General features: G+C 72.6%; 17 protein-coding genes. 8 read left to right on the plus strand and 9 right to left on the minus strand.

Translation table 11 applies throughout. From position 1 onward, the window contains the following. Window positions 1–174: 174 nt before the first annotated feature. On the plus strand, window positions 175–2,655 hold the full coding sequence (locus NYF13_RS00700; protein ID WP_315653521.1) for an amino acid adenylation domain-containing protein: 2,481 nt from the start codon (window positions 175–177) through the stop codon (window positions 2,653–2,655). Beyond that, window positions 2,649–3,845, plus strand: coding sequence for a cytochrome P450 (locus tag NYF13_RS00705; protein WP_315653522.1), 1,197 nt, complete (start codon window positions 2,649–2,651; stop codon window positions 3,843–3,845). Before NYF13_RS00700 ends, NYF13_RS00705 begins: the two co-directional genes overlap by 7 nt. 24 nt (window positions 3,846–3,869) lie before the next feature. Here the strand turns inward: NYF13_RS00705 and NYF13_RS00710 are convergent, their stop codons facing one another. From NYF13_RS00710 to NYF13_RS00725, 4 genes are all read right to left on the minus strand, one after another. Next, the gene (locus tag NYF13_RS00710) at window positions 3,870–4,649 is read right to left on the minus strand and encodes a class I SAM-dependent methyltransferase (protein ID WP_315653523.1); all 780 of its coding nucleotides are present in this window, start codon (window positions 4,647–4,649) and stop codon (window positions 3,870–3,872) included. 67 nt (window positions 4,650–4,716) lie between these two features. After that, window positions 4,717–5,631 carry a DMT family transporter gene (locus NYF13_RS00715; RefSeq protein ID WP_315653524.1) on the minus strand — a complete coding sequence of 305 codons (915 nt, stop codon included), beginning with the start codon at window positions 5,629–5,631 and terminating at the stop codon, window positions 4,717–4,719. A 229-nt stretch (window positions 5,632–5,860) separates the two neighbouring features. Then, the gene (locus NYF13_RS00720) at window positions 5,861–6,403 is read right to left on the minus strand and encodes a TIGR00730 family Rossman fold protein (protein WP_315657117.1); all 543 of its coding nucleotides are present in this window, start codon (window positions 6,401–6,403) and stop codon (window positions 5,861–5,863) included. Next, window positions 6,400–7,185 (minus strand): TIGR00730 family Rossman fold protein, encoded by a 786-nt coding sequence (locus tag NYF13_RS00725; protein WP_315653525.1) that lies wholly within the window; start codon window positions 7,183–7,185, stop codon window positions 6,400–6,402. Before NYF13_RS00725 ends, NYF13_RS00720 begins: the two co-directional genes overlap by 4 nt. 423 nt (window positions 7,186–7,608) lie before the next feature. Here NYF13_RS00725 and NYF13_RS00730 point away from each other — a divergent pair, with 423 nt between their 5' ends. Both NYF13_RS00730 and NYF13_RS00735 read left to right on the plus strand, forming a co-directional pair. Beyond that, entirely contained in the window at window positions 7,609–10,056 is a 2,448-nt protein-coding gene (locus tag NYF13_RS00730) for a M28 family peptidase (protein WP_315653526.1), read from the plus strand. 206 nt (window positions 10,057–10,262) lie between these two features. Then, a complete protein-coding gene (locus tag NYF13_RS00735; RefSeq protein ID WP_315653527.1) occupies window positions 10,263–11,324 on the plus strand; it encodes a chitinase in 1,062 nt (353 codons plus the stop codon). Between the two features lie 121 nt (window positions 11,325–11,445). On the opposite strand, the gene dapE is transcribed toward NYF13_RS00735, so the two are convergent. Continuing rightward, on the minus strand, window positions 11,446–12,519 hold the full coding sequence (gene dapE, locus NYF13_RS00740) for a succinyl-diaminopimelate desuccinylase (protein ID WP_315653528.1): 1,074 nt from the start codon (window positions 12,517–12,519) through the stop codon (window positions 11,446–11,448). A gap of 43 nt (window positions 12,520–12,562) precedes the next feature. On the opposite strand from dapE, the gene NYF13_RS00745 reads away from it, so the two are divergent. The 3 genes from NYF13_RS00745 to NYF13_RS00755 all read left to right on the plus strand — a co-directional run bounded on the left by NYF13_RS00745 (window position 12,563) and on the right by NYF13_RS00755 (window position 15,117). Further along, entirely contained in the window at window positions 12,563–13,006 is a 444-nt protein-coding gene (locus NYF13_RS00745) for a hypothetical protein (RefSeq protein ID WP_315653529.1), read from the plus strand. A gap of 28 nt (window positions 13,007–13,034) precedes the next feature. Then, complete coding sequence (gene dapD, locus NYF13_RS00750; protein ID WP_315653530.1) at window positions 13,035–14,015, plus strand: 2,3,4,5-tetrahydropyridine-2,6-dicarboxylate N-succinyltransferase; 981 nt, start codon at window positions 13,035–13,037, stop codon at window positions 14,013–14,015. Window positions 14,016–14,145: 130 nt separating this feature from the next. Further along, window positions 14,146–15,117 (plus strand): CHAD domain-containing protein, encoded by a 972-nt coding sequence (locus NYF13_RS00755; RefSeq protein WP_315653531.1) that lies wholly within the window; start codon window positions 14,146–14,148, stop codon window positions 15,115–15,117. Here NYF13_RS00755 and NYF13_RS00760 read toward each other — a convergent pair. Next, entirely contained in the window at window positions 15,114–16,604 is a 1,491-nt protein-coding gene (locus NYF13_RS00760; RefSeq protein ID WP_315653532.1) for an FAD-dependent monooxygenase, read from the minus strand. The two genes, NYF13_RS00755 and NYF13_RS00760, sit on opposite strands and share 4 nt — an antisense overlap. Before the next feature lie 80 nt (window positions 16,605–16,684). Here NYF13_RS00760 and NYF13_RS00765 point away from each other — a divergent pair, with 80 nt between their 5' ends. Continuing rightward, window positions 16,685–17,305, plus strand: a complete 621-nt coding sequence (locus NYF13_RS00765) for a TetR/AcrR family transcriptional regulator (RefSeq protein ID WP_315653533.1) — start codon at window positions 16,685–16,687, stop codon at window positions 17,303–17,305. Between the two features lie 48 nt (window positions 17,306–17,353). Here NYF13_RS00765 and dapC read toward each other — a convergent pair whose 3' ends face one another. The 3 genes from dapC to NYF13_RS00780 form a co-directional block, all read right to left on the minus strand. Beyond that, window positions 17,354–18,445 carry a succinyldiaminopimelate transaminase gene (dapC, locus tag NYF13_RS00770; RefSeq protein WP_315653534.1) on the minus strand — a complete coding sequence of 364 codons (1,092 nt, stop codon included), beginning with the start codon at window positions 18,443–18,445 and terminating at the stop codon, window positions 17,354–17,356. Next, window positions 18,442–18,762: a ferredoxin gene (fdxA, locus tag NYF13_RS00775; RefSeq protein WP_315653535.1), complete on the minus strand. Its 321-nt coding sequence runs from the start codon at window positions 18,760–18,762 to the stop codon at window positions 18,442–18,444. Before fdxA ends, dapC begins: the two co-directional genes overlap by 4 nt. Window positions 18,763–18,881: 119 nt before the next feature. Beyond that, window positions 18,882–19,055, minus strand: coding sequence for a hypothetical protein (locus NYF13_RS00780; protein WP_315653536.1), 174 nt, complete (start codon window positions 19,053–19,055; stop codon window positions 18,882–18,884). Window positions 19,056–19,117: the final 62 nt, after the last annotated feature.

The following is a 19,117-nucleotide window of genomic DNA, read 5'->3' on the forward strand; positions in this document are numbered from 1 at the left end:
ATGGGAAACCGCCGGGTACCAAAGGACAATGCCGGGTTTCCGGTATTGCCAATCCGGCCGGTTCCTCCGTAACCTGTGCCCGCCGTCACTGCTTTTCGTTCCGATCCGGACACCGTTCTCGGTCTCCGGAGGATTCGGGGTGCCGGTCTTCGCCCTCACGGATGGGAAACCCGGATGCCTGTTGCCGCCTCAGCGGTGCACGACCTGGAACGATTGTTCGTCGCGGTGGACCGGTGGGCCGAGAGCACCCCGGCCGCCACCGCGTTCTCCGCCCCCGACGGGACACTCGACTTCCGCGGGCTGGCCCGGCACACGGCCTCGATCGCTTCGGCGCTGGCCGGGGCCGGGGTCCGGGCCGGCACCGTGGTCGGGGTGGCCACCGGGCGCTCCCGGCTCGCCGCGTCCGCCCTGCTGGCCGTCTGGCGGCTCGGCGCGACCGCGGTGCTGCTCGACGAGCGCCACCCCGCCGGGCGGCTCGCGTTCGTCCTGGCCGACGCCGGGGTCGAAGTGCTGCTGGCCCACCGGTTCCCGGAGTCCGGTGACCTCCCCCGGGTCGATCCCGAGTCCGTCGCGCCCGACGAAGGCGCCGCGACCGAACCCGGGCCCAGGCCCGAACCCGGCGACCTCGCCTACCTCGTCTACACCTCCGGCACCACCGGCCGGCCCAAGGGGGTGGAAATCACCTACCGCGGCCTCGGCGTCCTCCTGGCGGCGCTGGCCGAGGTCGGCCTCACCCCCGGCGGGACGGGCGTCAACGCGCTCTCCCCCGCCTTCGACGGCTGGCTGTGGTGCACGCTCCTGCACCTGCTGCACGGCCAGGGCACGGTGGTCATCGACCTCGCCGACGACCGCGGCGAGGAAGCCGACCTGGCCCAGCGCATCAGCGCGGCCGGCCCGCGCACCGTGGTGCTGACGCCGTCCCTGATGGCGGCCTGCACCGGCGCGCTGTCGACCGCCGAAGTGGTCGTCGTCGCCGGCGAACGCTGCCCCCGCGGGCTCGCGAAGCTGCTGGCGGCCGAGCACCGCGTGCTCAACGTGTACGGCCCGACCGAAACCACCATGGCCGCGACCTGCGCCGACACCGCCCGCGGCGACGACGTGTCCAGCATCGGCCGCGCGCTGACCGGTTACCGGACGTTCGTCCTCGACGAGCACCAGCGGCCCGTGCCCCCGGGCTCGCCGGGCGAGCTGTACGTCGGCGGCGACGCCCTCGCCCGGGGCTATCGCGGCCGGCCGGAGCTGACCGCCGAGCGTTTCGTTGCCGTGCCGGGGATCGCCGGGCGGCTCTACCGGACCGGTGACCTGGTCTCCGCCCGCCCGGACGGCCAGCTCGACCACCTGGGCCGCACCGACGACCAGGTGAAGGTGCGAGGCTTCCGGATCGAGCCGGCAGAGCTGGAAAAAGTGGTCGAGGAGCTGCCCGCGGTCACCAAGGCGGCCGCGTTCGTGCTGGCCTCCGGCGAAGCGCTCGGGCTCGCCGCCGTGGTGGCGCCCGGGCACGACGAAGCCGCCGGGGCCGCGATCGTCCGCGAGCACTGCCGGGCCAAGCTGCCCGCCCACCTGGTCCCGGCCGTGATCGACTTCCTGCCCGCGCTGCCCGCCACGACCAGCGGCAAGGTCGACCGGGAGGCGCTGAGCCGGGCGTGCGCCGAGCGCCGGAGCCCCACCGGGCGGGCGCCGGGCACACCCCGGGAGATCGAGGTGTGCGCGGCCTGGAGCGAGCTGCTGGACCGTCCGGTGACCGACGTCGACGCCGACTTCTTCGAGCTGGGCGGGCATTCGCTGCTGGCCGCGCGAGCCGTGGCGGCCCTGCGGCGCTCCACCGGCGTCCGGTTCTCCATCACCGTCCTGCTGGCCAATCCGACCGCCGCCCGGCTGGCGCGGGAGCTCGACCGGCGCACCGAGCCGAAGGCCGAGGACGTCCGCCCGGCCCCCTGGCTCGTCACCTGGCACCCGGAACCCGCCCAGCGCCCGACCCTGCTGTGCCTGGCGCACGGCGGCGCCGGCTGCGGGCGTTACCGCTCGTGGCAGGACCGGCTCGGCGACGCGGTCTCCGTGGTCGGGGTGCAGCTTCCCGGCCGGGAGAACCGCTGGCGCGAGCCACATCCGCCCACCATGGGCGAGGCGGCCGCGGCCGTGGTGACCGAGGTGCTCGGGCTGGTCTCGCCGGCCGCGCCGCTGGTGGTGTTCGGGGAGAGCTTCGGCGCGCTGCTGGGCTACGAGGTCGCCCGGCAGCTCGGTGAGCGGGGACGGCCGCCGGTCGCGCTCGTGGTCGCGGCCAGCGACCCGCCGCAGGTCTGGTCCGAGGGTCACCAGTACGGCAGCGAAGCCGTCCTGCGGGAGCTGCTGGACCAGGGTTCCACCGCGGAGTTGGACGAAGACGCCCGCGAGTACACCCTCGGGCTCCTGCGCAAGGACGGCGCCCTGGCTTCGACCTTCGTCCTGCCCGCCGAGCCCCGGCTGGCTTCGGCCGTGCACGCCTGGGGCGGCGACACCGACCAGCTCGTCACCCCGTCCGCTTTGGACGGCTGGCGGGCCTGCACCAGCGGCGAGTTCTCCCGGCAGCAGTTCGACGGCGGTCACACCTTCGGCACCGACCTGGCCGAGCTGACCGTGCCCCGGCTGGCCCGGCTGCTCGGGGCGGACCCGTGCTGATCGACCTCACCGACGAGAAGACGTTCGCCGGCAACGGTTTCTGGGAGGACCTGGCCTGGCTCCGGGAGAACGACCCGGTGCACTGGCACCCCCAGCCCGACGGCCCGGGCTTCTGGGCGGTGACCCGGCACGCCGACGCGCTCGGGGTCTACCTCGACTGGGAGACCTTCAGCTCCCGCAACGGGATGCGGCTCGACACCAATCCGGCGGCGGTGGCCGCGGTGACCCAGCGGATGCTGATCGTCTCGGACCCGCCGGATCACTCGCAGCTCAAACGCGTGCTGGCCAAGGGTTTCTCCCCGGCCGAGATCCCGCACGCCGAGGACCTGGTCCGGCGCGTGGTGCGGGAGCTGCTGGCCGAGGCCCTGCGGGAACGGGAGATCGATCTCGTCGACCTGGCCCGGCGGGTGCCGACCCGGGTGGTCTGCGCGCTGATGGGCGTCCCGCGCGAGGAGTGGGACTGGCTGGGCGGCACGATGAACGCCGCTTTCGAGGGCGAGGACGAGGCGAGCCGGCGGGCCGCGCACGCCGAAATCTTCCTGTACTTCTCGGAACTGGTGACCACGCGGCGGGAGGAGCCCGGGGACGATTTCGTCAGCCGCATCGCGCACGACCGCCGGTCCACTTCGGTGCCGGGCGAAACCCGGCTGCTGTCGGACGAGGAGATCGTGGTCAACTGCAACGGTGTGCTCGCCGGAGGCAACGAAACCACCCGGTACTCGGCCGGCGGCGCGGTGCTGGCGCTGCTGCAGAACCCGGCGGAGTGGGAGAAGCTCCGCGCCTGGGGCCGCCCGATCCCGCCGTCGGCGATCGAGGAGGTGCTCCGCTGGACCACGCCCGGCGTGCACGTCCTGCGCACCGCCACCCGGCCCACGCGGATCGCCGGCACGGACATCGCCGCCGGCGACCGCGTCACCGTCTGGAACGTCTCGGCCAACCGCGACGAAACCGCCTTCGACGCCCCCGAGCGGTTCGACCTGACCCGCACCCCGAACAAGCACCTCACCTTCGGCGGCGGGCGGCACCAGTGCCTGGGCGCCCGGCTCGCCCGCCTGGAGCTCACGGTGTTCCTGGAGGAGCTGGTCGCCGGCGTCGAAGCGATCGAGCCGACCGGCGAACCCGGCTACACCGCGTCGAACTTCACCTGGGGCGTCCGCCACCTGCCGGTGCGGCTGACCCCGGCCCGCTGACCCTGGCCCGCTGACCTCAGAGGCTCAGGGCCGCCGCCCGCGGGCCGCGACGGTCATCCAGGTGTAGTCCACGAACGACGGTGTCTCGTACAGGGCGAAGGCCTCGTCGAGCTGCTCGCGGGTGATCAGGCCGGTGGCCAGGGCGTGCGGCTCGACCAGCTTCGTGGTGTTCATCAGCCAGTGGGCCAGCGGCTCCCCGCCCCGGGCGGGCAGGATCGAGCCCTCGGCCGCGCAGTCGACGAGCCCGGCCGCCTCCAGCGGGACCGGCAGGGTGCGCCCCCACTCCGCCGCCGTGCCCACGCGCTCGGTCATCACCCGGGTCAGCACCGCCATGGAACGGCGGGTGGCCGGGTGCGAGGACAGCTCGGGCATCGTCGTGCCGATCTCCAGCAGCAGCCAGCCGCCCGGCTTGAGCCACGAGGCCATCCGCTTGATCACGTCCTCGCGCCCGGGCAGGTGGTCGAGCACGAACCGGGTGTGGATCAGGTCGAACTCGCCGGGGGCTTCGTCGGTGGTGACGTCGTGGCGCAGCACCGTCACGCCCAGCTCGGTCAGCGGGTCGAGGAACTTGAGGCTCAGGTCGGTCGCCACCACGTTCCCGGGGCCGGCCAGCTCGGCCATCCGCCGGGCCAGGGAGCCCGCCCCGGCGCCGACCTCCAGGCACTGCCAGCCCGGCTCCACCCCCAGTCCTTCGAGCTGGCGGAGGCTGAACGGGTCGAAGATCCGCTCCAGCAGGCGCAGGCGGCGGTGCTCCGCCTGCGTTTCGGTGTCGACGAAGTTGTTCCAGCCGATCGCCTGCGACATCCGGAATTTCCTCCACTGTCGGTGAACCGCGCGAAAGTCGGTGCGCGCCGGGTGACGCGCCCGAGGGCTAGGCGTAACTGCGCGAGACGTCCGGGTCCGGCTCCGGTGCCCCCGGTGCCTCGTCGTCGGGCGCCTCCCGGTAGCCGTCCAGCAACGGGGAGCCCGACAGCAGCGCCGCGCCGGTGGCCAGCAGCACGGCCCCCAGCGCCGCACCGAGCAGCCACCAGCCGCCGCGCACCTGCTCGTGGAAGACCAGCACCCCCCAGAGCACGGCCACCACCGGGTTGGCCAGCGTGATGCCCGGCTGCGACGCGACCAGCCGGCCGGCCTGCAGCGCGTTCTGCAGCAGCACGAACGCGCTACCGCTGACCAGGATCAGGGCCCAGGTCTGCCAGGTCGAGGCCAGCGCCGCCACCCCGTGCGGCACCGCCGCCGTGACCGGTTTGACCACCACGGCGATCAGCCCGGCCCCCATTCCGGCGGCGATCCCGGCCAGCGCGGTGCGGACCACGCGCCCGGCCCACCGCGAGAACACCAGGATCGCCGCGATGGCCGCGACCGTCACGGCGAGCCCGGTCAGCCAGGTGCCCAGCCCGACCGCCTCCGCGTGCCCGCCGTGCGGGGAGAGGGCCAGCAGCAGGATGATCAGGCCGAGCGTCATCGACCCGATCGCCGCCCACTCCCGCTGCCGCAGCTTCCCGCCGAGGATGAGCTGGGACAGGATCAGCGTGAACGGCAGTTCCATCACCACCAGCAACTGCACCGTGGTGACCGTGCTCTGCGACAGGGCCAGCGCGTGCAGCCCGAACTCCGCGAGCATGGTGGCGATGCCGGCCAGCCAGAGCGGGCGGTGGCGGATCATCAGCCACAGCTGCGACCACGAGAACCCGGGCCGCTCCGGCTCGGACTGGTTGGCCTTGCGCAGCAGCACCAGGCCCAGCCCGCTGACGGCGGCGGCGAGCAACACCAGCAGGACCGCCACCGTCGAACCTCATTCCGTGCGCTCGGTCGCGGGACAGCTCGACCTCAACCGTCGGCGCCGGGCCGTCCGCGGTCAGGCGCACCGCGAAGACCGGGGATGACCCGCCGGACCCGGTTCGCCGCCGCGAAGGACGGGTGAAGGCGTCCCCACCTTCGGCCGAATGGAACTCGAAGTATTTCCGCATCGTACCCGGGCCGGGTCCCGGCCCCCGGGTGCGAACCCGCCGGGCTCAGGCGCCCAGGCCGAACCGGTCGAGCAGCACGGCCGGGTCGGCGTCGATCGTGAGCAGGTCGCGGTAACCGGCGCCGAGGAAGCCCTCGGCCACCATGTGCTCGGCGAACGACATCAGCGGCGCGTAGTACCCGGCGACGTCGACCAGCCCGATCGGCTTGGCGTGCAGGCCGAGCTGGGCCCAGGTCCAGACCTCGAACAGCTCCTCCAGCGTGCCCGCCCCGCCCGGCAGCGCCAGGAACGCGTCGGACAGCGCGGCCATCTTCGCCTTGCGCTGGTGCATGTCGGCGACCACGTGCAGCTCGCTCAGCCCGGCGTGCGCGATCTCCACCCGCGACAGCGACTCGGGGATCACCCCGATCACCTCACCGCCCGCGGCCAGCGCGCCGTCGGCCACCGCGCCCATGGTGCCGACGCTCGCGCCCCCGTAGACCAGTCCGATCCCGCGCTGCGCCAGCAGCTTGCCCAGCGCGGTCGCCGCCTCCGCGTACCCCGGCGAGAAGCCCATCGAGGAGCCGCAGAACACACAAACCCGCATCAGTGCGAATCCTCCCAGGCCTGGTACGAGTCCTGCACCACCTGCACGGCGTCGTCGATGTCGTCGGTCAGGTGCAGCAGGTCGAGGTCCTTCGCCCCGATCTTCCCACCCTCCAGCACGGACTTGGCGATCCAGTCGTAGAGCCCGCCCCAGTACTCGGTGCCGAACAGCACCACCGGGAACTTGGTCACCTTCTTGGTCTGGACCAGCGTCAGCGCCTCGAACAGCTCGTCCAGCGTGCCGAAGCCGCCGGGCAGGCAGATGAAGGCCTGCGAGTACTTGATGAACATGGTCTTGCGCGCGAAGAAGTAGCGGAAGTTCACGCCGAGGTCGACCCACGGGTTCAGGCCCTGCTCGAACGGCAGCTCGATGCCGAGGCCGACCGAGAACCCGCCGGCCTCGGCCGCGCCGCGGTTCACCGCCTCCATCGCGCCCGGGCCGCCGCCGGTCATCACCGCGAAGCCGGCCGCGGCCAACGCGCCGCCGATCTTGCGGCCCAGTTCGTACTCGGGGTGGTCCCGCTTGGTCCGCGCGGACCCGAACACGGTCACCGCGCGCGGCACCTCGGCCAGCGCGCCGAAGCCCTCCACGAACTCGGCCTGGATGCGCAGCACCCGCCACGGGTCGGTGTGCACCCAGTCGCTCGGCCCGCGCGCGTCCAGCAGCCGCTGGTCGGTGGTGCTGCCCTGGTCACGACGGTCGCGCCGCAGCACCACCGGGCCCTTGTGGCGCTCCACCGGGCGCTCCGGGTACTGGCCGTCGGGAAACTCAGACTGTTCGCTCACCCACCCCAGCCTACGGCCCGGCCGGCCGGGCAGAACCCCGGCGCCACGCCGCCGGTGACCCCCGGATGACGCCCCCGTGAACACCTCGGCGCGGACCACCGGCCCGCTCCGACGAACGGGGTGTAACGGACAAATCCCTACGAAAGTCGCCCCCCGGCTCCGGCCGGGGTGAAAGCCCTGATGTTCAAGGGTTTTTCACCTTCGCGCCAGGCGCGGGTAAGGCGACGCTGGTCCGTTCGGCGCCTTGACCGGCCGGGTGACCGCTCGTTTACTCGCGGTGTCCGCGGATTCCCTGAGAGTTTTCCCAGCTCGACGGCACCACCAGTCCCGTTCCGCTCACCGCGATCCCCCAGCCCCGGCCGGTCTCCCCGTTCCCCTCCGCCGGTGCCCCCGGGCGCGGTCTCGTCATCCGAGAGGACCCCGATGACCGTCAGAAAAGTGCGCACCGCCGCCGTGGCCACCGCCGCCGGCTTGGCGCTCTCCCTGCTCGCCGCCCCGGTGACCCCGGCGCTCGCGGCCCCCGCCCCACCCGTGGCCGACCCGCTGGCCACCGCGGCCACCGCCTCCGACCAGGCCGCCGCCGTGGGCCTCGACCGGCTGCGCAAGGGCTCGGACGAGGCGTTCCGCCGAACCGGCACCACCCCGGGCGACGCCGGGCTGTTCTACAGCTCCTACGAGCGCACCTACCGCGGCCTGAAGGTCGTGGGCGGTGACGCGGTGGTCGTCGCCGACGGCGCCGGCCGCGTCCACGACACCGCCGCGGCCGAGACCGCGCCGATCGGCGTGGCCACCGAGCCGGTCTTCGACGCCCCCCGCGCCGCTTCCGCGGCCCGCACCCAACTGCCCACTGTGGACAGTGTCGGCACCCCGGAACTGGTGGTGCTGGCGGGCTCGGCGCCGAAGCTGGCGTACGAGGTGGTCGTCACCGGACGCACCGCGAAGACGCCCAGCCGCCTGCACGTGTTCGTCGACGCGGCCACCGGAGCCGTGCTCGAGCGGCGCGACGACGTCAAGGCCGAAGCCCCGCAGAACCCGGGCACCGCGGCGGGCGCAGCGCTGGCCGGCACCGGCAACAGCTACTACGTGGGCCAGGTCGGCATCGACACCACCGGTTCCGGCAGCTCGTTCTCCATGCGCGACCCGGGCCGCAAGGGCATCAGCTGCGGCCGCGAGGGCGGCTCGGTGTTCACCGGCACCGACAACGCCTGGGGCAACGGCAGCGGCACCGACCTGGAGACGGCCTGCGTCGACACGCTGTTCAGCGTCCAGACCGAGTGGAACATGCTGCGCGACTGGCTGGGCCGCAACGGGATCAACGGTTCCGGCGGTGGTTATCCGGCGTCGGTCGGGCTCAACGACGTGAACGCGTACTGGAACGGCTCGTCCACGCACTTCGGCCACTCGCAGGACAACCGGCGCCAGGCCACCTCGATGGACGTGGTCGGGCACGAGTTCGGCCACGGCATCTTCCAGACCACCCCGGGCGGCGCCGGCGGCGGCAACGAGAACGGCGGGCTGAACGAGTCCACCGGCGACATCTTCGGCGCGCTCACCGAGGCCTACGCCGCCAACGCCAAGGACACCCCGGACTACCAGGTCGGCGAGGGGGTCAACCTGGTCGGGCAGGGCCCGATCCGCTACATGTACAACCCCTCGCTGGCCGGCGACCCGAACTGCTACTCCTCCTCGATCCCGAGCACCGAGGTGCACGCCGCCGCGGGCCCGCAGAACCACTGGTTCTACCTGCTGGCCGAGGGCTCGGCGGGCGCGGGCCGGCCGGCCAGCCCGACCTGTGACAAGAGCACCGTCACCGGGCTGGGCATCCAGAAGGCGGGCAAGATCTTCTACAACGGCCTGCTGAAGAAGACCTCTTCGTGGAACCACAAGGCCGCCCGCAAGGCCACCCTCGAAGCCGCGCGGGCGCTGTACCCCGGCGGCTGCGCGGAGTTCGCCACCGTGAAGGCCGCCTGGAACGCGGTCGGCGTGCCCGCCGTCAGCGGCGAGCCGGCCTGCACCGCCACCGCACTGGCCGCGACCGCGCCGGACATCTCGCTGGCGAACATCAAGGCGCACCTGAACCAGTTGCAGGCCATCGCCCAGCGCAACGGCGGAAACCGCTCCGCGAGCGGTGGTTACGCCGCTTCGGTGTCCTATGTGGAGCAGAAGCTGAAGGACGCCGGTTACACCGTCACCCGGCAGACCTGCACCAGCTGCGCGGGCCGCACGCAGAACCTGATCGCGGAATGGCCGAAGGGCGACGCGAACCAGGTGCTCATGCTGGGCGCGCACCTGGACAGCGTGAGCGCCGGTCCCGGCATCAACGACAACGGCTCCGGCAGCGCCTCCATCCTCGAGGTCGCGCTGACCCTGGCCAAGACGGACCCGGCCATGGCCAAGCGGGTGCGGTTCGCCTGGTGGGCCGACGAGGAGTCGGGCCTGCGCGGTTCGCGGTTCTACGTCAGCAGCCTGTCCCCGGCCGACCGCACGAAGATCAAGACCTACCTGAACTTCGACATGATCGGCTCGAAGAACTGGGGTTACTTCGTCTACGACGACGTGGCCTCGGTCAAGGCGGTGTTCGACGAGTACTTCGCCTCCATCGGGATCCAGACCGAGGGCGACAGCGAGGGTGACGGACGCTCGGACCACGCCTCGTTCAAGAGCGCGGGCATCCCGGTCGGCGGCCTCGCCACCGGCGCGGGCGACGTGAAGACCGCCGCCCAGCAACGCAAGTGGGGTGGCACGGCGGGCGCCGCGTTCGACAACTGCTACCACCGCGCCTGCGACACCGTCTCCAACATCCCGGACCCGCCGCTGGAGCGCAACAGCGACGCGATCGGCTACGCGGTGTGGAAGCTCGCGACCTCGTGAACCGTCGGCCCGCCCGGCTCGCGCACCCGTGAGCCGGGCGGACCAGGCCGGACCGGTGGGGTGGCGACGCCCCCCGGTCCGGCCCGGGCCGAATCACCATGTTGTCTAGACCACCCGTTAGTAGGTAGTCAACCTCCGGGCGGGGCGCCTACCGTCAGCCGGAACGCCGTGCCTGGTCAAGGCTGTTCTCGAGAACGGGAGCCGGTATGTCCGCTCGGAAGTCACGTGTCCTCGGCGCCGCGCTGGCCGCGCTGCTCGCCGTTCCGCTCGCCGCCTTCGCCGGCGCGACGCCCGCCGGCGCCACCCCGCAGGCCGACACCTGCGCCGTGAAGTCCCGGCCCGCTGGCCAGGTCCTGCAGGGTTACTGGGAGAACTGGGACGGCGCCGCGAACGGCGTCCACCCCGGCCTCGGCTGGACCCCGATCACCAACCCGGACCTCGCGGCCCACGGCTACAACGTGCTCAACGCCGCGTTCCCGGTGATCCGGTCCGACGGCACCGTGCTGTGGCAGGACGGCATGGACACCACCGTGAAGGTCGCGACCCCGGCCGAGATGTGCGCCGCGAAGGCGGCCGGCGCCACCATCCTGATGTCCATCGGCGGCGCGGCCGCGGGCATCGACCTGAGCTCCTCGGCCGTGGCCGACCAGTTCGTCGCCACCATCGTGCCGATCCTGCAGAAGTACAACTTCGACGGCATCGACATCGACATCGAGACCGGCCTGACCGGCAGCGGCAGCATCACCAGCCTGTCCGCCTCGCAGTCGAACCTGATCCGGATCATCGACGGCGTGCTGGCCCGGATGCCGTCGAACTTCGGCCTCACCATGGCGCCGGAAACCGCGTACGTCACCGGCGGCAGCGTCACCTACGGCTCGATCTGGGGCTCGTACCTGCCGATCATCAAGAAGTACGCCGACAACGGCCGCCTGTGGTGGCTGAACATGCAGTACTACAACGGCAGCATGTACGGCTGCTCCGGCGACAGCTACGAGGCCGGCACCGTCACCGGCTTCACCCAGCAGACCCAGTGCCTCGACCACGGCCTCACCGTGCAGGGCACCACGATCAAGGTGCCCTACGACAAGCAGGTCCCCGGCCTGCCCGCCCAGCCCGGCGCCGGCGGCGGGTACCTGGCGCCCAACCTGGTCTCGCAGGCCTACCGCTCGGTCCCCGGGGTGAAGGGCCTGATGACCTGGTCGCTCAACTGGGACGGTTCGAAGGGCTGGACCTTCGGCAGCACCGTCAAATCGCTGGAAGGCCGCTGAACCACCGCGGCGGGACCGCCACCGCTGGAGACCCCCGCTCCGGGGCGCTGTGCACCCGCGCCCCGGAGCGGTTCAGCGGCCACGCTCCGCGAACCGGCCGGGCCGGCGGTGGCCGCCACCGCTACCCCAGGAACTTGCGCAGCACGTCGGTGACCTGCCGGATCTCCGCGACCCGGACGTTCTCCTGCCGGGTGTGCGCCAGCGTCGGGTTGCCCGGCCCGAAGTTGACCGCCGCCATCCCGAGCGCGGCGAACCTCGCCACGTCCGTCCAGCCCAGCTTCGCGGCGGCCCGCCCGCCCGCCGCGGTCACCAGCTCGGCGGCGGCCGGCGCGGACAGGCCCGGCAGCGCGCCCGGTGACAGGTCCACAAGGGACACGTCGTGCCCGTCGAACACCTCGCGCACATGGGCCTCGGCCTGCGCCGGGCTGCGATCGGGGGCGAAGCGGTGGTTGACGGTCAGCACGGCGGCGTCCGGGACCACGTTGCCGGCCACCCCGCCGGAAACGCCCGTGGCCTGCAGGCCCTCGCGGTAGGTCAACCCGTCGATGTCGACCACGCGCGGGTGGTACGCGGCCAGCCGGCGCAGGGGCTCGGCCAGCGCGTGGATGGCGTTCTCCCCCATCCACGCCCGGGCCGTGTGCGCGCGCGTGCCGCACTCGCGCACCTCGACCCGCAGGGTGCCCTGGCAGCCGGCCTCGATCACGCCGTTCGACGGCTCCCCGACGATCGCCAGGTCACCGGACAGCCACTCCGGCAGCTCGCGCTCGATCCGGCCGAGCCCGTTCTTCGTGGCCTCGACCTCTTCGTTGTCGTAGAAGACGAACGTGACGTCGTGCCTCGGCTCCACCAGCGTCGCGGCGAGGTGCAGGAAGACCGCGTCGCCGCCCTTCATGTCCACCGAGCCGAGGCCGTGCAGCGTCTCCTCCTCGCCCTCGCCCGACCGGCGCGAGGGCAGGTTGTCGTTCAGCGGCACCGTGTCGAGGTGCCCGGCCAGCACGATCCGCGACGCGCGGCCGAGCTTCGTCCGCGCGAGCACCGCGTCGCCGTTGCGGACCACTTCGAGGTGCGGCGCCTGCGCGCGCAGCGCGGCCTCCACCGCGTCCGCCAGCTCCGCCTCGTGCCCGGAGACGCTGAACACGTCGACGAGGGCAGCGGTCAGGTCGGCGGGGTCGGCGCGCAGTTCGAGCGAGGTCATACCGGCACCGTACCCAGTGGGCGCGAGGGCTACCGTGAGGGACGTGCGCACGCGAAGCTCCCTGGTCGCCCTGAGCGGCATCCTGGCCCTGGCTCTCGCCGGCTGCGGCAACGAGGCCGGCCCGACCCCCGGTCCGAACCCCGGCACCCCCGGCCCGGACGCCCTGCCGATCAAGCTCGACGCGCTCTCCGCCGACGCCTGCTACGCCAGTCCGGAGACCCAGCTGCCGAAGGGCTGCGAGAAGTACGTCACGGAGGTCGGCGGCACCGCCGGCGCCGTGCACCAGCGCGCGCGGCAGGGCAAGACCGTCGACCGGCCGCTCGACGGCGAAGCCGGTGGCCTCGACCAGGCGGTCGGCTCGTTCCGCGCCGCGGGCTGCACCACCGTGCCGGCCCCGGGAGGCGCCTGCACCAAGGCGCTCACCGACATCGCCGAGGTGCTCGCCTCGATCAAGAAGATGGTGAACCAGCAGGCCACCACGGGTTGAGGCACGTCGCTCGGCTACCGTGACCGGCGTGAGCGAGCAGACCCCTGACCCCGAAACGACCGGCGCCGTCGGCGTCGGGCTGGCCACCGTCACCGCCGACGGGACGGTGCTGGACACCTGGTACCCGCACCCCAAGCTGACCGAAGCGGGCCCGAGCGGCACCGAGCGGCTCTCCGCCGCCGAGACCGCCGAGCTGCTCGGCGAGGCCGCCGCCACCCTGCTGGGCCCGGACACCGACCGCGGTGTCGAGGTCGTCGCGGTGCGCGTGACGGTCGGCCGCCTGGACGCCGCCCCGGCCGACACCCACGACGTCTACCTGCGGCTGCACCTGCTGTCGCACCGGCTGGTGCCGCCGCGCGGCCAGAACCTCGACGGCATCTTCGGCCTGCTGGCCAACGTCGTGTGGACCAACCACGGCCCGTGCCCCGTCGAGGGCTTCGAGCAGACGCGCCTGCGCCTGCGCTCCCGCGGCGCGGTGACCGTGTACGGCGTGGACAAGTTCCCGCGGATGGTCGACTACGTGTTGCCCACCGGCGTGCGCGTCGCCGACGCCGACCGCGCCCGCCTCGGCGCCCACCTGGCGTCCGGCACCACCGTGATGCACGAGGGCTTCGTCAACTACAACGCCGGCACGCTCGGCGCCTCGATGGTCGAAGGCCGCATCTCGGCCGGTGTGGTCGTGGGCGACGGCAGCGACGTCGGCGGCGGCGCGTCCATCATGGGCACGCTCTCCGGCGGCGGCACCGAGGTGATCTCGATCGGCGAGCGCTGCCTGATCGGCGCGAACGGCGGGGTGGGCATCTCCCTCGGCGACGATTCGGTCATCGAGGCCGGGCTGTACGTGACGGCGGGCACCAAGGTGATCGTCGACGGCAAGACCGTGAAGGCCCGCGAGCTCTCCGGCATTTCGGGCGCGGTGTTCCGCCGCAACTCGGCCAGTGGCGCGGTCGAGGTCGTGGCCCGCGCCGGCGCGGGCATCGAGCTGAACGCGGCCCTGCACGCGAACTGACCTCCGGTCTTTCCCCGGCCAGGGGAACCCGTTCCGGACCGCCGAAGGGCGCGTTCCCCACCGTTCACCCACTGTGGGAGCGCGCCCTTCGCCGTTCCCGTCGACGGCTCGTTCACCTACCATTCACCTGGTGACCTCCGAAGCAGCTCCCGCGACCCCGGTCCGCCGCCGTGCCCCCCAGCCGACGACCCCGGCTGAGCTGGGCCTGCCCGAAGCGCCGTCGAAAGCCGGACCGCGCGACCCGGCCGCCACCCACCTCCGCGCGAAGCTCGACCACGAGCTGCGTGAGCTGCTGGCCCGTGAGCCGGGCACCCGGGCCGGCGCCGACCCCGAGGACCTGCACCAGATGCGCGTGGCCCTGCGGCGGATGCGCAGCGTGCTGAAGACCTCCGGCGCCCTGATCGGCCCGGGCGCCGAGACCGCGCGAGCCGAACTCGGCTGGCTGGGCCAGTCCCTGGGCGAGGTCCGCGACTACGACGTGCTGATCGGCCACCTCCGCGAGGTGATCGCGACGTTCGAGGTCCGCGACCAGCCCGCCGGCCGCCGTCTGGTGACCGCCTTCGTCGCCGAACGCACCGCCGCCCGCAAGCGCCTCACCCGAGCCCTGTCCAGCGCCCGGTACGCGGCTCTGCTGCAGAGCATCGCCCAGCTCACCCGCACCCCGGACCACGAGGTCGACGAGACCCCGTCCGCCACCCTGGTCGGCGACGTGCGCAAGCCGTACCGCCGCTTGGCCAAGGCCGTCCGAGCCCTGGCCGCCGACCCCCCGGACGACGAGCTGCACGCCCTGCGCATCCACGGCAAGAAGCTCCGCTACAACGCCGAACTGGCCCGCTCCTCGGCGAAGAAGAAGCAGGCCGCCCACCTCGCCGCCCTGCTCAAGGCGACCCGCAAGCTCCAGACCGTCCTCGGCGACCACCAGGACGCCGTGATCGCCACCGACCGCGTCCGGGCCCTGCTCCCCACCGCCGACGCCGAACTCGGTTTCGTCGCGGGCCGCATAGCCGAACACGAACTCCGCAAACGCACCGAGGCCCGCGCCGCCTGGCCCGCGATCTGGGCCCGCATCCAGCGAGCCGCACCCGCGGCCACGGCCGGTTAGTCCACACAGGACAGTCCAGCCCGCGGCCCGGTCCCCGCCGCCGGGCCACCAGCCCGAGCCACGGACCACACGTACCCGTCCGGCCGCACCACCACCCGCGCCCCCGACCCGACCCCGTAAGCGGCATGCGCGTGCCCACCCGCGTCGACCAGGTCGGTCCCCGTACCGGCGGCGTCGGCGGCGTCGGTCTCGAGGATGCGGTACCCCGGGAAATCGGCGGCCACCGGACCGTCGCCGAAGACCAGCTCGGTCGCGTGCGGACCGCGGAAGAGCTCGAACAGCCGCACCGGCTTGCCGGTGGCGTCGACCACCGGGGCATCCGGCGCCCGGTCGCCGGGACGCAGGTCGCCCGAGCCGGCCGCGGCCAGTGGACCCCCACGGTAACCGAGGTCGAGCTGCCGGGTCTCCGGTCCGCGACGGTGCGCGGCCTCGTCACCGGCGACGTACTTGTCCAGCAGCTCCGTCGACAGCCCGAGCACGCGGGCGGCGACCGTCCGGCGCTCGGGTTCGTAGCTGTCCAGCAGCTCGGCCGAGCCGTCGGCGAGTTTCCAGCCCAGGTTGTACGCGTCCTGCACCCCCGTGTTCAGCCCCTGTCCCCCGGTCGGCGGGTGCACGTGCGCGGCGTCGCCGGCGAGGAACACCCGGCCCCGGCGGAACGCCTCGGCCAGCCGGGTGTTCGGCCGCCACACCGTGGACCAGGCCAGATCGTGCAGCCGGACACCGCCGCCGGACACCGAGTCGAGCCGGGACTGCAACGCCGCCAGCGAGGCCCTGGTCTCGCGCTCACCCAGCGGCGAGCCGAACTGGAAGTACGGCGTGCCCGCCAGCGGGGTGAAGACGACCCCGTCCATCGGCGCCGCCGCCCGCGCGAACCAGTGGGCCGCCGCGTGGTCCAGGCCCTCCGCCCGCACGTCCCCGAGCAGCATCCGGATCGTCTCGTCCGTCGTCCCCTCGAACGCGATCCCCAGCGTCTTGCGCACCACGCTCTTCCCGCCGTCCGCCCCAGCCAGGTAGGCCGCGCGCACGGTTTCCTCCGCCCCGTCTCGCGAAAGCACCGCGGTCACGCCGAGGTCGTCCTGGGTGAACCCGGTCAACGCCGTCCCCAGCTCCACCCGGACGCCGAGCTCGGCCAGCCGCTCCCGCAGGATGCCCTCGATCTGCGACTGGCCCAGCATCCGGACGTTGGGGTACGGCACCGCGGGCGTCGGCGCCACGGGTTCGCTCATCCAGCGCTCGGTGACGAATTCCCCGTCCAGGTACACCTTCACCGGGTACTGCTCCGCGCTGGCCGCGAGGATCGCGTCCAGCACCCCGAGGTCCTCGAAGACCTCCAGCGTGCGCGGCTGCATCCCGTCCCCGCGCGAGCCGACGAAGTGGGAATCGGCCTGGTCGATGAGCCGGACATCGACATCGCGCCGGGCCAGCTCGATGGCCAGCGTCAGCCCGGTCGGTCCCGCTCCCGCGATCAGCACCCCGGTCTCGTTCATGTCCCCTCCGGTGAACTCAAATTCAGTGAATCTGAATTCAGAATGCCCGCTGCTAGCGTTCCGGTCAAGGGAGGTGCCGCATGACGGCGATGAGCCGCAGGGAGAAGGCCGCCGAGACCGAGGCGGCGCTGAAGGAGGCCGCCAAGCGCGTGTTCGCGCGCCGGGGCTACCTCAACACGAAGATCACCGACATCACCGCGGAAGCCAGCCGCGCCGCGGGCTCGTTCTACAACCACTTCGCGAGCAAAGAAGAGCTGCTCGAAGCGTTGCTGCGCGACCTCGCCGCCTCGGGCGACGAGCAGGCCGCGGCCGAGGACCACCTGTCCGACTTCAGCGATCCGAAGGCCATCCGCTGGCACGTGCGCCAGTACTGGGACTTCTACCGCGACAACGCCGCCACCATGCGGGCCCTGCGCGAGGCGGCGATGGTCAACGAAAGCTTCGCCTGGACCTTCGCCGGCTTCGGCACCGCTCAGGCCGCGGACATCACCGGCCACCTGGACCACGTCACCGCGGCCGGTCTCCGGCTACCCGCGCCGGCCTCGATCAGCGTCGTGCTGATGTACCAGCTCATCGACGGGTTCGCCCAGCGGTGGCTGCTCGACCCGCCACCCCGGGGCTGGACCGCGCCCACCGACGAAGAGGCCGTCGAGGCGCTCACCCGCTTCATCTACCGCGGCTTCACCGGCCGCGATTACTGACCCAGCGGTGACCACCCCGAGCGCAGGACCCGGGTTTCCCGGCGTCGTTCAGGAGGCGAGGCGCTCGGCGGCCGCGTCGATGCGGTCGTCGGTGGCGGTCAGGGCAACGCGGACGTGCCGGCCGCCGGACGGTCCGTAGAACGTGCCCGGCGCGACCAGGATGCCGCGGTCGGCGAGCCAGCCCACGGTGGCCAGGGAGTCCTCGCCGCGGGTGGACCACAGGTACAGCCCGGCCTCGGAGTGCGAGATCTCGAATCCGTTGTCCTGCAACGCTTTGCTCAGCACGATCCGGCGGCGGAGGTATCGCTCCCGCTGGGCGGCCAGCGCCTCGTCGTCGGTCAGGGCGGCGACCATGGCCTCCTGGACCGGGCGCGCCACGATCATGCCGGCGTGCTTGCGCACCTCCAGCAGGCCCTTGACCAGCTTCGGGTCGCCGGTGACGAAGCCCGCGCGATAGCTCGCGAGGTTCGCCGACTTGGACAGCGAGTGCACGGCCAGCAGCCCGTCGAGCCGTCCACCGTGGACAGACGGGTGCAGTACCGACACGGGCTCGGCGTCCCAGCCGAGCGAGAGGTAGCACTCGTCGGACACCACGACGACGTCGCGCTCGCGGGCCCAGTCCACGACCTGGCGCAGGTGGTCCGCGCCGAGCACCCGGCCGGTGGGGTTGGACGGCGAGTTCAGCCAGATCATCGCGGGGCGCCGCGAGCCGAGCTGGGTCAGGCGGTCGGCGCGGGCCACCTCGGCGCCGGCGAGCAGCGCGCCGACCTCGTACGTCGGGTACGCCAGCTCCGGGATCACGACCAGATCACCCGGCCCGAAGCCGAGCAGCCGCGGCAGCCAGGCCACGGCCTCCTTCGAACCGATCGTCGGCAGCACGGCGTCGGGTTCGAGGCCCTCGATGCCGTACCGGCGGCCGAGGGCTTCGATGGTCGCGGCCCGCAGCGCGGGGGTGCCGTGGGTGGCCGGGTAACCGGGGAGGTCCGACACCGACGCCAGCGCGTCGCGGATCCCGGCCGGAACCGGGTCCACGGGCGTGCCGACGGAGAGGTCGACGATGCCCCCGGGGTGCTCCTGCGCCCGGGCCTTGTGGCCGGCGAGGGAGTCCCAGGGGAAGTCGGGCAGTTTCGCCGCGGTCATTCGCCCTGCGGGGCCAGCGCCTTGACGAAGGCGGGGTCGTGGCTGGTCTTGCCCACCTTGGACGCGCCGCCGGGCGAGCCGAGCTCGTTGAAGAAGTCGACGTTCGCCTTGGTGTAGTCCGACCAGTTGTCGGGGACGTCGTCCTCGTAGTAGATGGCCTCGACCGGGCAGACCGGTTCACAGGCACCGCAGTCGACACACTCGTCCGGGTGGATGTACAGCATCCGGTCGCCCTCGTAGATGCAGTCCACGGGGCATTCGTCGATACACGCCTTGTCGAGCACGTCGACGCAGGGCTCGGCGATCACGTAGGTCACTGCGCACTCCTGCTTTTCTCTGCTTAGCCAGTCGCCGCGGACATTACGCGCTTCCCGCGGCCCTGGTGGTGATTAGGCAACCCTTATCCATACCCCTGGTATGGCCGGGGTGGAGGCGTTCAGCGGTCCCGGCGCCGGGGTTTCGGCGCGGACCGGGCGTCACCGGTGATGACGAAGCCGGGCCCCTTCGGCTTCGACTCGTCTTCGGGCTCCTTCAGCGTGCGCTTGAAGCCGTCGGCGATCTCTTCGACCAGGTCCTCGTTGTGCCGGTCGTCCTTGCGCGCCAAGCTCATCGGTTCTCCTGCGGTGATCGGGCCGGAGCCATCGGAGGCGGAGTCTCAGTCACAATCTAACC

Source organism: Amycolatopsis sp. PS_44_ISF1 (assembly GCF_032335455.1).
In the GTDB taxonomy this organism is placed as follows: domain Bacteria; phylum Actinomycetota; class Actinomycetes; order Mycobacteriales; family Pseudonocardiaceae; genus Amycolatopsis.

Excerpts from the sequence above, each read along its gene's own strand:
- NYF13_RS00700 (WP_315653521.1), top strand. The coding sequence starts at position 175 with ATGCCTGTTGCCGCCTCAGCGGTGCACGACCTGGAACGATTGTTCGTC.
- NYF13_RS00730 (WP_315653526.1), top strand. The coding sequence starts at position 7,609 with ATGACCGTCAGAAAAGTGCGCACCGCCGCCGTGGCCACCGCCGCCGGC.
- NYF13_RS00710 (WP_315653523.1), bottom strand. The coding sequence starts at position 4,649 with ATGTCGCAGGCGATCGGCTGGAACAACTTCGTCGACACCGAAACGCAG.
- dapE (WP_315653528.1), bottom strand. The coding sequence starts at position 12,519 with ATGACCTCGCTCGAACTGCGCGCCGACCCCGCCGACCTGACCGCTGCC.
- NYF13_RS00735 (WP_315653527.1), top strand. The coding sequence starts at position 10,263 with ATGTCCGCTCGGAAGTCACGTGTCCTCGGCGCCGCGCTGGCCGCGCTG.
- NYF13_RS00760 (WP_315653532.1), bottom strand. The coding sequence starts at position 16,604 with ATGAACGAGACCGGGGTGCTGATCGCGGGAGCGGGACCGACCGGGCTG.
- NYF13_RS00765 (WP_315653533.1), top strand. The coding sequence starts at position 16,685 with ATGACGGCGATGAGCCGCAGGGAGAAGGCCGCCGAGACCGAGGCGGCG.
- dapC (WP_315653534.1), bottom strand. The coding sequence starts at position 18,445 with ATGACCGCGGCGAAACTGCCCGACTTCCCCTGGGACTCCCTCGCCGGC.
- NYF13_RS00780 (WP_315653536.1), bottom strand. The coding sequence starts at position 19,055 with ATGAGCTTGGCGCGCAAGGACGACCGGCACAACGAGGACCTGGTCGAA.